General features: G+C 64.8%; 20 protein-coding genes. 18 read left to right on the top strand and 2 right to left on the bottom strand.

Annotation, left to right across the window (positions count from 1 at the left end; all coding sequences use genetic code 11):
• Positions 1-317: 317 nt before the first annotated feature.
• The 3 genes from L867_RS0110765 (at position 318) to L867_RS0110755 (ending at position 2,251) form a co-directional block, all read left to right on the top strand.
• Positions 318-998 carry an energy-coupling factor ABC transporter ATP-binding protein gene (locus L867_RS0110765; RefSeq protein ID WP_028736890.1) on the top strand — a complete coding sequence of 227 codons (681 nt, stop codon included), beginning with the start codon at positions 318-320 and terminating at the stop codon, positions 996-998.
• The gene (locus L867_RS0110760) at positions 995-1,597 is read left to right on the top strand and encodes an energy-coupling factor transporter transmembrane component T family protein (RefSeq protein ID WP_028736889.1); all 603 of its coding nucleotides are present in this window, start codon (positions 995-997) and stop codon (positions 1,595-1,597) included. The genes L867_RS0110765 and L867_RS0110760 overlap by 4 nt, the downstream gene beginning before the upstream one ends.
• A 90-nt stretch (positions 1,598-1,687) precedes the next feature.
• Positions 1,688-2,251 carry a biotin transporter BioY gene (locus L867_RS0110755; RefSeq protein WP_028736888.1) on the top strand — a complete coding sequence of 188 codons (564 nt, stop codon included), beginning with the start codon at positions 1,688-1,690 and terminating at the stop codon, positions 2,249-2,251.
• Between the two features lie 28 nt (positions 2,252-2,279).
• Here L867_RS0110755 and L867_RS0110750 read toward each other — a convergent pair whose 3' ends face one another.
• Positions 2,280-2,711, bottom strand: a complete 432-nt coding sequence (locus L867_RS0110750; RefSeq protein ID WP_028736887.1) for a hypothetical protein — start codon at positions 2,709-2,711, stop codon at positions 2,280-2,282.
• A 334-nt stretch (positions 2,712-3,045) separates the two neighbouring features.
• On the opposite strand from L867_RS0110750, the gene pqqA reads away from it, so the two are divergent.
• The 13 genes from pqqA to L867_RS27690 all read left to right on the top strand — a co-directional run bounded on the left by pqqA (position 3,046) and on the right by L867_RS27690 (position 11,610).
• Positions 3,046-3,141: a pyrroloquinoline quinone precursor peptide PqqA gene (gene pqqA / locus L867_RS0110745; protein WP_028736886.1), complete on the top strand. Its 96-nt coding sequence runs from the start codon at positions 3,046-3,048 to the stop codon at positions 3,139-3,141.
• Positions 3,142-3,166: 25 nt separating this feature from the next.
• Positions 3,167-4,081 carry a pyrroloquinoline quinone biosynthesis protein PqqB gene (gene pqqB, locus L867_RS0110740; RefSeq protein WP_037173117.1) on the top strand — a complete coding sequence of 305 codons (915 nt, stop codon included), beginning with the start codon at positions 3,167-3,169 and terminating at the stop codon, positions 4,079-4,081.
• Positions 4,044-4,844: a pyrroloquinoline-quinone synthase PqqC gene (pqqC, locus tag L867_RS0110735; protein WP_051438926.1), complete on the top strand. Its 801-nt coding sequence runs from the start codon at positions 4,044-4,046 to the stop codon at positions 4,842-4,844. Before pqqB ends, pqqC begins: the two co-directional genes overlap by 38 nt.
• Positions 4,841-5,191: a pyrroloquinoline quinone biosynthesis peptide chaperone PqqD gene (gene pqqD / locus L867_RS0110730; RefSeq protein WP_084638518.1), complete on the top strand. Its 351-nt coding sequence runs from the start codon at positions 4,841-4,843 to the stop codon at positions 5,189-5,191. Before pqqC ends, pqqD begins: the two co-directional genes overlap by 4 nt.
• Positions 5,188-6,303 (top strand): pyrroloquinoline quinone biosynthesis protein PqqE, encoded by a 1,116-nt coding sequence (gene pqqE / locus L867_RS0110725; RefSeq protein ID WP_028736882.1) that lies wholly within the window; start codon positions 5,188-5,190, stop codon positions 6,301-6,303. Before pqqD ends, pqqE begins: the two co-directional genes overlap by 4 nt.
• 68 nt (positions 6,304-6,371) lie before the next feature.
• Positions 6,372-6,677 carry a type II toxin-antitoxin system MqsR family toxin gene (locus tag L867_RS0110720; protein ID WP_028736881.1) on the top strand — a complete coding sequence of 102 codons (306 nt, stop codon included), beginning with the start codon at positions 6,372-6,374 and terminating at the stop codon, positions 6,675-6,677.
• Between the two features lie 2 nt (positions 6,678-6,679).
• Complete coding sequence (locus L867_RS0110715; protein ID WP_028736880.1) at positions 6,680-7,099, top strand: type II toxin-antitoxin system MqsA family antitoxin; 420 nt, start codon at positions 6,680-6,682, stop codon at positions 7,097-7,099.
• 72 nt (positions 7,100-7,171) lie between these two features.
• Positions 7,172-8,473, top strand: a complete 1,302-nt coding sequence (locus tag L867_RS0110710) for a PQQ-dependent sugar dehydrogenase (protein ID WP_037173113.1) — start codon at positions 7,172-7,174, stop codon at positions 8,471-8,473.
• Between the two features lie 177 nt (positions 8,474-8,650).
• A complete protein-coding gene (locus L867_RS0110705; protein ID WP_146086603.1) occupies positions 8,651-9,196 on the top strand; it encodes an SH3 domain-containing protein in 546 nt (181 codons plus the stop codon).
• A gap of 264 nt (positions 9,197-9,460) precedes the next feature.
• Entirely contained in the window at positions 9,461-9,670 is a 210-nt protein-coding gene (locus tag L867_RS0110700) for a cold-shock protein (RefSeq protein WP_028736877.1), read from the top strand.
• A gap of 174 nt (positions 9,671-9,844) precedes the next feature.
• Complete coding sequence (locus L867_RS0110695; protein WP_028736876.1) at positions 9,845-10,120, top strand: hypothetical protein; 276 nt, start codon at positions 9,845-9,847, stop codon at positions 10,118-10,120.
• 151 nt (positions 10,121-10,271) lie between these two features.
• Positions 10,272-11,294 (top strand): ribosome small subunit-dependent GTPase A, encoded by a 1,023-nt coding sequence (gene rsgA, locus L867_RS0110690; protein ID WP_028736875.1) that lies wholly within the window; start codon positions 10,272-10,274, stop codon positions 11,292-11,294.
• 151 nt (positions 11,295-11,445) lie between these two features.
• A complete protein-coding gene (locus tag L867_RS27690; RefSeq protein WP_169734072.1) occupies positions 11,446-11,610 on the top strand; it encodes a hypothetical protein in 165 nt (54 codons plus the stop codon).
• A 160-nt stretch (positions 11,611-11,770) separates the two neighbouring features.
• Here the strand turns inward: L867_RS27690 and L867_RS0110680 are convergent, their stop codons facing one another.
• Positions 11,771-12,172 carry an acyl-CoA thioesterase gene (locus tag L867_RS0110680; protein WP_028736874.1) on the bottom strand — a complete coding sequence of 134 codons (402 nt, stop codon included), beginning with the start codon at positions 12,170-12,172 and terminating at the stop codon, positions 11,771-11,773.
• Positions 12,173-12,386: 214 nt separating this feature from the next.
• Between L867_RS0110680 and L867_RS0110675 the strand changes: the two genes are divergently transcribed.
• Positions 12,387-13,322, top strand: a complete 936-nt coding sequence (locus L867_RS0110675) for a histone deacetylase family protein (RefSeq protein ID WP_028736873.1) — start codon at positions 12,387-12,389, stop codon at positions 13,320-13,322.
• A 2-nt stretch (positions 13,323-13,324) separates the two neighbouring features.
• Entirely contained in the window at positions 13,325-13,579 is a 255-nt protein-coding gene (locus L867_RS0110670; RefSeq protein ID WP_028736872.1) for an exodeoxyribonuclease VII small subunit, read from the top strand.
• Positions 13,580-13,607: the final 28 nt, after the last annotated feature.

Here is a 13,607-nt window from a genome sequence, read left to right as displayed (position 1 = left end):
TCTCCCCGCAAGCGGGGCGAGGGAGACGAAACGTTGCAGCAAGTTCCTTTTCCCCAGCTCCGGCAGGGCCATCGGATATGGAACCTAAGGCGGCGCGGCATTCTTAACCCTCCCCCTTGTGGGGAGGGTGGCCGGCAGGCGGGAGGGGTTTTGCTGCGGAGCGAAGACCCCTCCCCAACCCCTCCCCACAAGGGGGAGGGGCTCCACCTGCCGACCCATGCCTTCATATGCGCTTGCTCCGTAGCCCTGGGGCATATTCCCCTCGCCCCTCCCCCGGTCTATAGAGACGCCCAGGACATCGGCGGGGATCACTACGCTTGCAGATCACATTCGACCGGGCAGAGGTGCGCTATGGCACGCAGACGGCGCTTCATCCGCTGACCGTCACGCTTAGCGAGCGCCGCATCGGCGTGATCGGGCTCAACGGGTCGGGCAAGACGACGTTTGCGCGGCTGATCAATGGCCTCGTCAAGCCGTCCGCCGGCACGGTTTCGCTCGACGGGCTCGATACGGTGAAGGATCACAAGGCGGTGCTGTCCAAGGCCGGCTTCATCTTCCAGAACCCGGCCAACCAGATCATCCTGCCGATCATCCGCGACGACATCGCCTTTGGACCGAAGAGCCGGGGGCTGAAGGGTGACGCCCTCGAACGGGCGGTCGATGCGGTGCTGCAACGCTTCGGCATAACCCACCTCGCCGGCCGGCGGCCGCACGAGCTGTCCGGCGGCGAATTGCAGCTGGCGGCGCTCGCGGCCGTCGTCGTCACGGAGCCGGAGCTTGTCATCTTCGACGAGCCGACCAACCAGCTCGACCTGAAGAACCGCGCCATGGTCAAGGCGGCGATCGACGGGCTCGCGCAGCAGGCGATCGTCATCAGCCACGATCTCGACCTGGTCGCCGGTTTCGAACGCGTGCTGGTCTTCCATCAGGGGCGGATCGCCTTCGACGGCGCGGCCGGCCAGGCCATCGCCCGCTACCGGGAGGTCGCGCTTTCATGAGAAGCCTGCATGTCGCCGGCGACAGCCTGATGCACCGGACGAAACCGGCGGTGAAGATCGCCGGGCTGGCGCTGATTGCCGTGCTGATCTTCCTGACGCGCGATCCGCGCCTTCTGGTCCCGGTGCTGCTCGCCGCAGGCCTGCTCTATTTCAGCCTCGGCCAGCCGCTGCGCGCGGCGCTGTCGCCGCTCAAGCCCGTCTTCCTCACCATCGCCATCGTCGGCCTCTTCAATCTGCTGCTGACCAGCGCCGAGGAGGCGATGGTGACGGTGCTTCGGCTTTCAACGCTGATGCTGCTGGGGGCGACGGTGACGGCGACGACCACGGTCTCGGCCTTCATCGACACGATCACCCAGGCCGCCTCGCCGCTCGAGCGGATCGGCCTCGTCAAGGCATCGGACATCGGGCTCTCGGTCGGGCTGGTGGTACGGTTCGTGCCGGAAATCCTTTCCCGCTACGAGGCGATCCGCGAGGCGCACCGGGCGCGCGGTATCCGGCCGAAGATCTCAACCCTGCTCGGGCCGCTGATCATCGCCACCCTCAAGGACGCGGATAATATCGCCGAGGCCATTGACGCCCGGGGCATTCGCGGGCAGTGACATTTTCCGTTGGGGAGAATTCCTGTTTCACATCTGTCGCTTTCGCCAGGCCACCTGATGGCCCTGCCCGACAGATCCAAGGGAGACATCATGCAGACTCGTGACCTCGTACTCATCTCGCTGTTTGCCGCGATCATCGTCGCGCTCGGCTTCGTTCCGCCGATCACGCTCGGCTTCATTCCGGTGCCGATCACCGCGCAGTCGCTCGGCGTCATGCTGGCCGGCGTCATTCTCGGCGCCAGGCGCGGGGCACTCGCCGCCGTGCTGGTCATCCTCCTGGTGGCGATCGGCCTGCCGGTTCTGTCCGGCGGCCGTGGCGGTCTTGCCGTCTTCGCCGGCCCGACCGTCGGCTTCCTGATCGGCTGGGTGCCGGCGGCCTTCGTCATCGGCCTGATCGCCGAGCGCTTCGCCCGTCCGGGCCTTTCCGCCGTCGCCCAGACGCTCGGCTTCTTTGCCGCGGCGGCACTGGGCGGCGTCGTCGTGCTCTATGTCTTCGGCATCGGCTATCTCGCCTTCGGCGCCGGCCTTGGCCTCGAAAAGGCCTTCCTCGGCTCGATGGCCTTCATCCCGGGCGACCTGCTGAAGGCCGCGATCGCCGGCCTTGCCGGCCGCGCCGTGATCGTCGGTTATCCGCTGCTGCCGCAGCGCGCCTGAGCGGCCGGTTTCCGGCAAAGTCTCACCGTCAGCTCTCTCGCCGCCGCAGCAGGAACCATGTTGCGGCGGCAAGGCCCAGCGCGCCGAGCCACGGGGCCAGCGAAACGGTCAGTGCGACGATGAAGGTCTCGTAGGACCGGCCTTCGAGCATCCACTGCAGGAAGAGGCCGGCGAGCCAGCCGCCGAGAGCGGCGGCAGCGGCCCATGCCAGGCGAACCGCCGACCCGCGCGGCGCCCGTGCCTGCGGGTTCCGCCTTCCGGAAAAAATCCAGTACCAGATTGCCGCCACCAGGGCGCAGACGATCGCCACCGCAGGGCAGATAATAAAAGCCAGCCCCATGGCGGCGGCCCCCTCGCGTTGCGACACCTCGAAAACGTCGAAGGCGACCAGCCCGACGCCGAGAGCCGCGAGATATCCCGCGACCAGAGCCGCAAGCGCGACCAGGACAGTTTTCAGCATTCTTGAAGCCATGCGATCCCGGCCGTTTGGCCGTCCTCCCCCGCCATGCACCATCGCCAGCGGCAGCAAAGCCGATGCGCGCCCGACGCCGGATCATAGCGAAATCCGCGACCGGCGCGAGCGGGATCTGGCTATCGGCGCGACCCGGCGGGGTGCGGCTGGTGCTTGCCCAAAACCGATACGTTTCGCTGTATTGCGGGCGTCGGACCCGCGCCCCTAAGATCGCAAGGCTTGGAGGAGTGTCCAGCCGGCAGCCTTCCGATCCGTCGGAAAATCGGCGTTTTGCTCTCGCAAAGGACGACAAGCGCGCTCTTCAACCTTGGGAGGAAGTACCATGAAATGGAATGCCCCTAAATTCGTCGAGGTCAGCTGCGGCATGGAAATCAACCGTTACGCCCCTGCGGACGGCGACGAGCCTGTGCTGTTCTGATTGAACGGTGACGGGGCACGAGGCGATGGCGCAAGTTCGTTTCCTCGTGCTCGGTGCCGCGGCCGGTGGAGGCCTGCCGCAGTGGAACTGCGGCTGCCCGAACTGTCGCGCGGCGCGTGATCCGGCGTCGGGCCTCAAACCCCAGACGCAATCGTCGCTGGCGGTCAGCCCGGACGGCGAGCGATGGGTCGTGTTCAACGCCTCGCCCGACATCCGCGCGCAGATCGAGCACAATGCCTGCCTTCATCCGCGCGCGCTGCGCGACAGCCCGATCAGAAGCGTGGTCGTCACCAATGGCGATATCGATCACATCACCGGGCTCCTGACGCTGCGGGAAAAGCAGAGCTTCACGCTTTTTGCCACGGCGGCGCTGATGGAGACGCTCGGGCAGAACCCGGTCTTCCAGGTGCTCGATCCCGCGCTCGTGCAGCAGCGGATGGTCGGCCTCGACACGTCGTTTTCGCCGCTTGACGGGCTGGAGATCCGGCTGTTCGCCGTGCCCGGCAAGGTGCCGCTCTATCTCGAAGGGGCAGACCTGAAGCTCGGCCAGGAAACCGACGACACCGTCGGCGTCGAATTCCTGATCGGCGGCAAGCGCGCCTATTACATTCCCGGCTGCGGCTCGATGCCGCCAACGCTTGCGCAGCGGCTCGAAGGCGCCGACCTGGTCTTCTTCGACGGCACCGTTTTCGAGGACGACGAGATGATCGTTGCCGGAGTGGGCCAAAAGACCGGACGGCGCATGGGGCACATGCCGATCAAAAGCGAAGGCGGAAGCCTCGCTGCCCTGTCGGCGCTGTCGATCGGCCGCAAGGTCTTCGTCCACATCAACAATACCAACCCGATCTGGCGGGCCGGGCCGGAGCGCGATCAGGTCGAGGCGCAGGGTTTCGAAATCGGCCATGACGGAATGGAGGTCATCCTTGTTGCCCACTCCTGACAGAGAACAATTCGAGGCGCGCCTGCGGGCGATCGGGGCGTCGCGCTATCACGACAAGCATCCGTTCCATCAGATGCTGCATGGCGGCGGCTGTTCGATGATCCAGGTGCGCGCCTGGGTGATCAACCGCTACTACTATCAGAGCCGCATTCCGATGAAGGACGCGGCCTTCCTGTCGCGCTGCGAGGATCCGCAATTGCGCCGCATCTGGCGCAGCCGCATCGAGGATCATGACGGCGGAGTGGACGAGGGTGGCGGCATCCGCCGCTGGCTGAAGCTTGCCGAAGCGGTCGGGCTCGATCCGGATTTCGTCGCCTCGACCCGCGGCGTGCTGCCGGGCACGCGCTTTGCCGTCGATGCCTATGTGCATTTCGTCCGCGAAAAGCCTTTGCTCGAAGCCGTCGCCTCGTCGCTCACCGAACTGTTTGCCCCGGCGATCCACGAGAACCGCATTGCCGGGCTGCTCAAGCATTATGCCTTCGCCGACGACAGCGCGCTTTCCTACTTCCGCCAGCGGCTCAACGAGGCGCCGCAGGACGTCAGGTTCGGTCTGGCCTTCGTGCTCGACCATGCCGACACGCTGGAAAAGCAGGATGCGGCAGCCGCCGCGCTCACCTTCAAGACGGATGTGCTGTGGTCGCAGCTCGATACGCTGCATTCGGCCTATGTGGCGCCGGCGCGCATCCCGCCGGGCGGCTGGGACGGGCGCGAGGGCGTGACCGGCGCGCTCGACGAAAACCCCTTGCGCGGGGCGGCGGAATGAGCGGCGAAGGGACGGCCCCGAGCACTGGCGAAGGCACGGAAGAGGCCGCCGCCGGCGGCACGGGCATCGCGGTCACCGGCGCAACCGTAGCCCGGCTGGCGCGCGGCGTGCGGCTGCGCGAGGACCCGGTGCGTGGCCAGACGGTACTGCTCGCGCCCGAACGGGCACTGGCGCTCGATGAGATCGCGGTCGCCATCGTCAAGGCACTGGACGGGGAACGCGACCTCGATACAATCGCTGCGGATTTTGCCCGTCAGTTCGAGGCGCCGCAGGATCAGGTGCTCGCCGACGTGATCGCCTTCATCCGCGAGTTTTCCGACCGGCGCCTGCTGGAGATCGTTAGATGAACGAACACGCCTCGCCCGTGCGCTTTGCCGCCCAGCGCCCGCCACCGCCGATCGCGCTACTGGCGGAACTCACCCATCGCTGTCCGCTCGCCTGTCCCTATTGCTCCAATCCGCTGGAGCTTTCCCGCGCCTCGGAAGAGCTTTCGACCGAGGAATGGATCGAGGTCTTCCGCCAGGCGGCAGACCTCGGCGTGCTGCACCTGCATCTCTCCGGCGGCGAACCCGCCTCGCGCCGCGATCTGGTGGCATTGACCAGGGCCGCCTCCGGCCTCGGGCTCTATACCAATCTCATCACCTCCGGCGTCGGGCTGACCGAGGCACGCATTCAGGAGTTGTCGGAGGCTGGTCTCGACCATCTGCAGCTGTCGATCCAGGGTGTCACGCCGGAAAAGGCCGATCTGGTGGGCGGCTATGCGGGCGGCTATGACCGCAAGATCGCGGTCGCCGGCTGGACCCATGCGGCCGGCATTCCGCTCACCGTCAACGCCGTCTGCCACAAGCAGAACATGGACGAGATCGAGGACATGGTGGGGCTTGCCATCGAGCTCGGCGCGCGGCGGATCGAAATCGCCACCGTGCAGTTCCACGGCTGGGCCGAACGCAACCGGGCCTCGCTCATGCCGACCCGCGCGCAGGTGGAAGCGACCACCGCCTTCGTCAATGAAGCGCGAAAGCGGCTCGCCGGCACGCTGGTGATCGACTATGTGCCGGCCGACCATCATTCGCGCTATCCGAAGGCCTGCATGGGCGGATGGGGCCGCACGGGCCTCAACGTCAATCCGGCGGGGCGCGTCTTGCCCTGCCATGCGGCCGAGACCATACCGGGGCTCACCTTCGACAATGTCCGCGCGACGAAGCTCTCCGAGATCTGGCTCGAGGGGGCGGCCTTCAACGCCTATCGCGGCGACGACTGGATGCAGGAACCCTGTCGCAGCTGCGAGCGCAAGCACATCGACTTCGGCGGCTGCCGCTGCCAGGCCATGGCGCTTGCCGGCGACGCCACCGCCACCGACCCGGTCTGCATCCGCTCCCCGCTCCACGCCGCACTTGCGGCGGCGGCCGAAGAGGACGGCGAGGCCGAACCCGGGCCGTTCGTCTACCGGGGACGGTGAGGTCGGCATCGCATCTCCTGCGGAATACGCCACTTGAAATGACACCTTAATGGTGGCATTCTTTTTCCGTGGAAAAGTTGCGCCCGGCCTATGATCTTGCGGCGATCAAGGCTGCGCTTGGCTCCGTCAGCACGTTGGCGATCACCTCGTCGGCGCTGCGGGACGCGATTGCGCTCGGCTTCGAGCGAAGCGGCATCGTGGCGACGATCGCAACCATCGAAGGGCGCATGTTCTACAAGTCGATGACGACGTTCGCCGACCACCGGGTCTGGCAGGACGTCTATCACGTGCCGACAGGTGACTTGCTGCTCTACGTGAAATTCCAGGCCGACGTCGTCACCGAATTCACCGTGATGTCGTTCAAGGAGAAATGATTATGACCTCGGTTGCGCGGACACTGCCGGATACGATGACCTCGCCCGAGACCGGAGCGATCCTGCGGCGCGACAGTCGCCCGTTCGAGCTTCGCTACAAGGGTGAAACCATGACGATCGACCTGCCCGGCTATTATCCCGAGGGCGACGGCGACGGCGTGCATGTCGGTGACGACATGGCCGTCGCGGACGAAGCCTTGCGCAGCCTGAAGGAAAAGATCGACGGCATTCCGTCGCCAAAGACGATCCGTCGGCTGAGAAAAAAGCTCGGGCTTTCGCAACGGGAGGCCGGGACGCTGCTGAAGGTCGGGGAGAGTGCCTTCGACAAATATGAGCGCGGCCTGATCGAGCCGAGCGGTCCGACCAGCCAGCTTCTGCGGCTGCTCGACCGGCATCCGGAGCTGATCGAGGATCTGCGCTGATTTTGCCGATCGTCAGTTCCAAGCGCTTCAGGCTTCGGTTATGGTTCCGGCGAAACTCTGAAGGAGACTGACATGACGGCCCTTTTCGCTCGCCTTGTCGCCATGATCGGCGCGGCGATGATCCTGATGCGGCGCTGGGGCAAGAGCCCGGAAAAGCCGGCTCTCGGCGGTGCACCGATCATTCCCGAAGCCCGGCCGCAGCGCATCCCGACACTGAAGATGCCGACCGCCAAGGGCTGGGACGACGGTCATGCGCCGACCGCCGCCCCCGGCCTCAAGGTCAATGCCTTTGCCAAGGGCCTCAAGCATCCGCGCTGGATCTATGTGCTGCCGAACGGCGACGTGCTGACGGCCGAGGCGCTGGGCGTCGACGGCGGTCGGATCAAGACCCCGTTCGACTATGCCATGTATTCGACGATGAAGCGCGCGGCGGCGGTCGGCAATAGCCCGAACCGCATCACGCTGCTGCGCGATGCCGACGGCGACGGGGTGGCGGAAGTGCGCCACACCTTCATGGAGGGGCTCAACCATCCCTTCGGCATGGCGATGCTCGACGGTACCTTCTATGTCGGCAATACCGACGGCATCATGGCCTTTCCCTATGCCGAGGGTGCAACGAAGATCCAGGCGCAGGGCCGCAAGATCGCCGACTACAAGCCGGCCGGCCACTGGACGCGCAGCATCCTGCCGAGCCGCGACGGCAAGAAACTCTATGTCGGCGTCGGTTCGCTCAGCAATATCGGCGAAGACGTCATGGACCAAGAGGAAGGCCGCGCCTGCATCTATGAGGTGAATCTCGAGACCGGCACGCAGAGAATCTTCGCCGGCGGCCTGCGCAACCCCGTCGGCCTTGCCTTCGAGCCGACGACCGGCGACCTCTTCACCGTGGTCAACGAGCGCGACGGGCTCGGCGACGAGACGCCGCCCGACTATCTCACCTCGGTCAAGGACGGCGGCTTCTACGGCTGGCCCTTCTGCTACTGGGGCCAGACGGTCGACGATCGCGTGCCGCAGGATCCGGCCAAGGTCGCGACCGCCATCCGCCCCGACTATGCGCTGGGTGGCCACACGGCTTCGCTCGGCCTCTGCTGGCTGCCCGCCGGCACGCTGCCGGGTTTTCCGGACGGCATGGTCATCGGCCAGCACGGCTCGTGGAACCGCTCCAACCTTGCCGGCTACAAGGTGATCTTCGTGCCGTTCGAGAACGGCCGCCCGTCCGGCCCGCCGCGCGACATCCTCACCGACTTCCTCGCCCCGGACGAGAAACATTCCTATGGCCGGCCGGTCGGCGTGACCATAGGCCCGGACGGCTCGCTGCTGGTCGCCGACGATGTCGGTGACGTCATCTGGCGGGTGACCGGAGCCGGGGCATAAGGCTTCGAGCGCCAGCCTGGCCGAGCAAATTTTGACCTCGCCGCAAAAGACGGCGGGGTCGTTGCCGAGGGCGATCAAATCCCCAAAATGGCCCGTGCTTCTGCGACGCGCTCCGTTAGCATGGACCTCCGTCGCGGCCGGCACGATGCCCGCCGCATCCAGCGTCCCGGGGCCTTCATGCGTCAGACACAGACTTTTCTTCTCGCCCTCTTCCCCCTGCTCCTCGCCTGCAGCGTCTCCACGCCGTCAAGGGCGCAGGGCTATGACGAGGCCTGCATGCAGGCGGTCGAAGAGCTCTGCGGCAAGACGCCGGTGATGCAGTGCTTCTCCGACGACGCCCAGTGGGGCAAGATCCCGGAGCGCTGCCACGGCGACGTGCAGAGCATGTTCGAGGCGGAAAACGATTCCGCCGCGGCGGACGGTGCGGCTTCCGCCGACGGCCAGGCGGCCACCCCGATCGAGGATCTTTCGGCGCTTTCCTATGGCGGCATCCTGCGCACCGGACCGAGCATGGATTCGAAGAAGAAGGCCAGCATCAGGCTCGGCCAGCCGATCGAGCTGATCGAAGCGACCGGGATCTGGACCGACGATTACCAGTGGTTCAAGGTCAAGACCGCCTCCGGCACCGGCTATCACTGGGGCGGCATCTTCTGCACCATGGGCGGTCCCAAGCCCGAAGGCGTTCTCTACGACTGCGACGAGAACCCGCCGGGAAGCTTCTGAAGCGGGTCGCCCGGCTTGGCGGTTCAGTGGAATTGCATCCTGGGTGAGATACAACCAAAATTCGAATCGAGCAGCCTAGATAAACTAAAAGTTGACAAAGGGTGCATGGCTCTCTATATGAAGCTTATCGAGATTTGCTTGCTGAGCTTTGGTTACCGCGCGTCTGGCACCGCGCCCTGAACGAACCTTCCTTTCAAAAATCGCTATCACCATCCGCGGCGCATCAGCGCTGTGGTCATTCAATATGCTATGAAAGGGTTCATCATGACCACTGGCACAGTAAAATGGTTCAATTCCACCAAGGGCTTCGGCTTCATTCAGCCTGACGACGGCGGCCAGGACGCCTTCGTCCACATCTCGGCCGTCGAACGCGCCGGAATGCGCGAAATCGTCGAAGGCCAGAAGATCGGCTACGACATGGAGCGCGACAGCAAGTCGGGCAAGATGTCTGCCTGCAACCTGCAAGCCGTATAATCGGTAACGGCTTTCCTTTGACCACGGATGTACTGGCACTGTCGAAAGCCAAGTTACCAAGCGAGGTCAGGCAAATTGCCTGGCCTTTTTTTATGCTTTTCGGTTCGTCTGACGGTTGTCCGGGCAAGATTTTCGCCGGCCGGCATGGTCCGAGCCGCGCGATCGGAGTGACCCATGACAGCAGCGGAAAAGGAACTCCAGGCGACCACCACCGCCTGGCAGATCGCCATCCAGGAAATCCTCAGGATCGTCGTGCGCGACATCTACCGGACCGGCAGCGAGGCCGAATTCAAGGCGCATATCAAGCGAATTGAAGAGGCCGCCGTCGACAGCATCTATACCGGCCTGATGCTTCGCGGTACAAATGAATGGACGGAGGTTCTGGTGAAGGAAAAAGCCAGCAACTTCGTCACCAGTCTCTTGACCTCGTTTACCTTTGACCGCGCGTAATTCTGGCGGGCATTGCCAAGATTGACGGGGTCGTTCAACGAACAGCAGCATGCGTGGCGGTCGCGGCAAGACAGCCATGCGACGGACCGCATCTTCTCCATTCGACGGAAAGCTGACCGATGACCAACCTTGCCAGTGCGCGGATCAAACCTTGAGCGGGTCGGACACGTCCTCATCGCTGGAACGGCTCGGCTGGTCGGATTTCTTTGCCGCTCAGGTGGAGCCGGGCGAGGCCGATCTCGAGCCCCGGCGCATTGCCTCGGTTCACCGGGCCCGCCTCGAAGCGATCGATGCCAAGGGACCGGTTGGGATCGAGATTGCGGCCAATGCCAATACCGCCGACTTTGCCGTCGGCGACTGGGTTCTGGCCGATCCGCTGACCGACATGGTTGTGCGCCGTCTTGAGCGAAAGACGCTGCTGCAACGCCACACCGAAGCCAGGAACGGACAGCAACTGGCGGCCGCCAATGTCGACACGCTGTTCATCACGACGTCCTGCAATGCCGACTTCAATCCGGGACGGCTGGAGCGCTATCTGATCATGGCCCACCAGGCCGGGACCTCGCCGGTGATCGTGCTCACCAAGGCGGATACGACCGCCGATGCCGAGGACTATTTTCGCCAGGCCGTGGCCCTGCAGCGCGACTTGCCGGTGGTGATCCTCAACGCGCGCTCGGCGGACGCGATCGACATCCTGAAGCCGTGGTGCGGCGCCGGGCAAACCGTGGCGCTGGTAGGCTCCTCCGGGGTCGGCAAATCGACACTGGTCAACACCCTGGCCGGATCCGGAAGTGAAACGGCGCAAAAGACCGGAACGATCCGCGAACATGACGCCCAGGGTCGACACACGACGACGGCGCGCTCGCTGCACGCCATTGCCGGCGGGGGCTGGGTGATCGACACGCCGGGGATCAGGACGCTCTATGTGAGCGACGTAACCGACGGCATCGACACGCTGTTCGGTGACATTTCCGATCTTGCGGAGCAATGCCGGTTCCGCGACTGCACCCATGTCCATGAACCGGGCTGTGCCGTGCAGGCGGCGGTCGCCTCCGGTCAGCTCGACGCCGACCGGCTGGGACGCTGGCGCAACCTGATCGAGGAAAGCCGTAGCCGAACGCCGGTCAAGACCGGACCACGCGGCAACAAGGTCGTGCGCCGCAACAAATACTGACGGGCCCTTGCCCGGACCGGATACCGGCCGATCAGGCCGCCTGCCGGCCCTGAGGGCAGCGCAAGATCATCTGCGCGTCCTTATCCTCTCACCCTCATCGCATCCCATGGCCCCGGTATCCCGCCGCGGCCCACACAACAGGAGACATTTCATGTCCGAGATCAAGACCAACGATTCGACGAAGAACCAGCCCTACGAGCCCGTTCAGTTCGCCAAGAAGCATCGCATCTCCGTCGAGGATGCAAAGGCCATCATCGACAGGCACGGCGCGGACCGCAAGTCGTCCGACAAGGAAGGCCGTCGTATCAGCCTTTGATCAATCCCGGTGTCCGCGGCAGCCTGGCTGTCCGCGGCCGCTGCCTTGGCGCAGAACGACGCGCCCGCAAGCATTTCTTCCATAGCGCACCCATTTGGACGACGCCCCGGACACATCCGGTCCGCCGGTCGTTCGGGCTGCCATGGCCCGATCTCCGTGCCTATTTCAGATAGCCATACAGCCAGTCGCGGATATCCTCCGGCAGTCCCACCGGGTCGGCGGTCTCCGGGTCGTTGGCGACCCAAATGATCTCGACCTCGGCGCACAGCGTCTTGTCTCTCTCGATCGCCACATTGAAGCCGATCGACTTGCCGCCGATCTTGTCGATGCGCACGGTGAGCCGCGCCTCGTCGTCCAGCCGCAGCGCCTCGTGCAGGCGCAGTTCGATCTTGGTGGCATGGAAATACGGTTCGTCTTCCAGCGGCGGACGGTAGCGCCAGAAATGGGAGAGCGCGGTTTCGGCATAGGCGAGATAGGCGGCATTGTGCAGCCGGCCGGTCATGTCGATGTCGCGATAGGGCACACGGATGTCCGTCACCTCGACGCGTTCTGTGTCGTCCATGGAACCTCTCCCCTTCTGCGATCGCCCTGACATTCAAGGGCATTTTCCCGGCGATCACAAGGCGCGGTCAAAAATGGCCATGCTGAACGGTGCCATCCGGCTCGGGCCATCCGCCCGCTCTGTCCACAGGTCACAGGCCTAAGTCTCAAGCGCACCGGTGGAACATGACGGCGGGGCGCACTATGTTGGCCTCGACCTTCGAGGAGAATGAGCGATGACCACACGCCTCTACGAGAACGCCGTTTTTCTCGAGCACGAGACCCCTGCCGGCCATCCGGAACGGGCCGACCGGCTGCGCTCGCTCAACATTGCGCTGGAGCACCCCAATTTTTCGCCGCTTGAGCGCGTCGAGGCGAAGATCGCCAATGAAGACGCCGTCCTGCTCGCCCATCCGGAAGAGCATCTCTTCGCCGTCATGCGGCAGATCCCGGAGGAAGAGGGCGAGATCAACCAGATCGAAGCCGACACCTACGCCTCCCCGAAGAGCCTGCAGGCGGCACTGACGGCGATCGGCGGAGCGATGGCGGCCGTCGATGCGGTGATGGCCGGCGAGATCTCCAATGCCTTCGTCGCCGGGCGCCCGCCGGGACACCATGCGGAGAAATCCAAGGCCATGGGTTTCTGCCTGTTCAACACGGTGGCGATCGCGGCGCGCCATGCGCAGAGGAAGTACGGCGCCGAGCGCGTGGCGATCGTCGACTGGGACGTGCACCACGGCAACGGCACGCAGGACATCTTCTGGGACGACCCATCCGTGCTGTTCTGCTCGACGCACCAGATGCCGCTCTATCCCGGCACCGGCGCCAGGGACGAGACGGGCACGAAGAACAACGTGGTCAATGCGCCGCTCTCGCCGAATGTCGGTTCGGATCATTTTCGCGAAGCGTTCAAGAGCCGCGTCCTGCCGGCGCTCAACGACTTCTCGCCCGACATCATCCTGATCTCGGCCGGCTTCGACGCGCATCACCGCGATCCGCTGGCGCAGATCAACCTGGTCGGCGAGGATTTCGACTGGGCGACGGGGCGGCTGATGGAGGTGGCCGACCGTTTTGCCCATAACCGGGTCGTCAGCATTCTCGAAGGCGGCTATGATCTGGAAGGTCTGGCCGAATCGGCCGGCCTGCATATCCTGAGACTGATGAAGGGTTGAGTATGACCGAGAATGCCGTTTCCGCCGAGATTTCCAGCTATTCCTTCGAGAAGGCGGTCGCCGAACTCGAAAGCATCGTGGCGCGGCTGGAGCGCGGCGACGTGGCGCTCGACGAGTCGATTTCCATCTACGAGCGCGGCGAACTGCTGAAGAAACATTGCGAGACGCTGCTCAACGCCGCCGAAAGCCGGATCGAAAAGATCCGGCTCGACCGCGCCGGAAAGCCCGCAGGCACCGAGCCGCTCGACCCGCAATAACCCGGCAGATCAGGGCGCCGACGCCCCG

The sequence above is a fragment of the Paenirhizobium selenitireducens ATCC BAA-1503 genome (genome assembly GCF_000518785.1).
Taxonomy (GTDB): domain Bacteria; phylum Pseudomonadota; class Alphaproteobacteria; order Rhizobiales; family Rhizobiaceae; genus Allorhizobium; species Allorhizobium selenitireducens.
The sequence above is the reverse complement of the archived record's forward strand: the minus strand, read 5'-3'. Positions and strand labels throughout refer to the sequence as shown.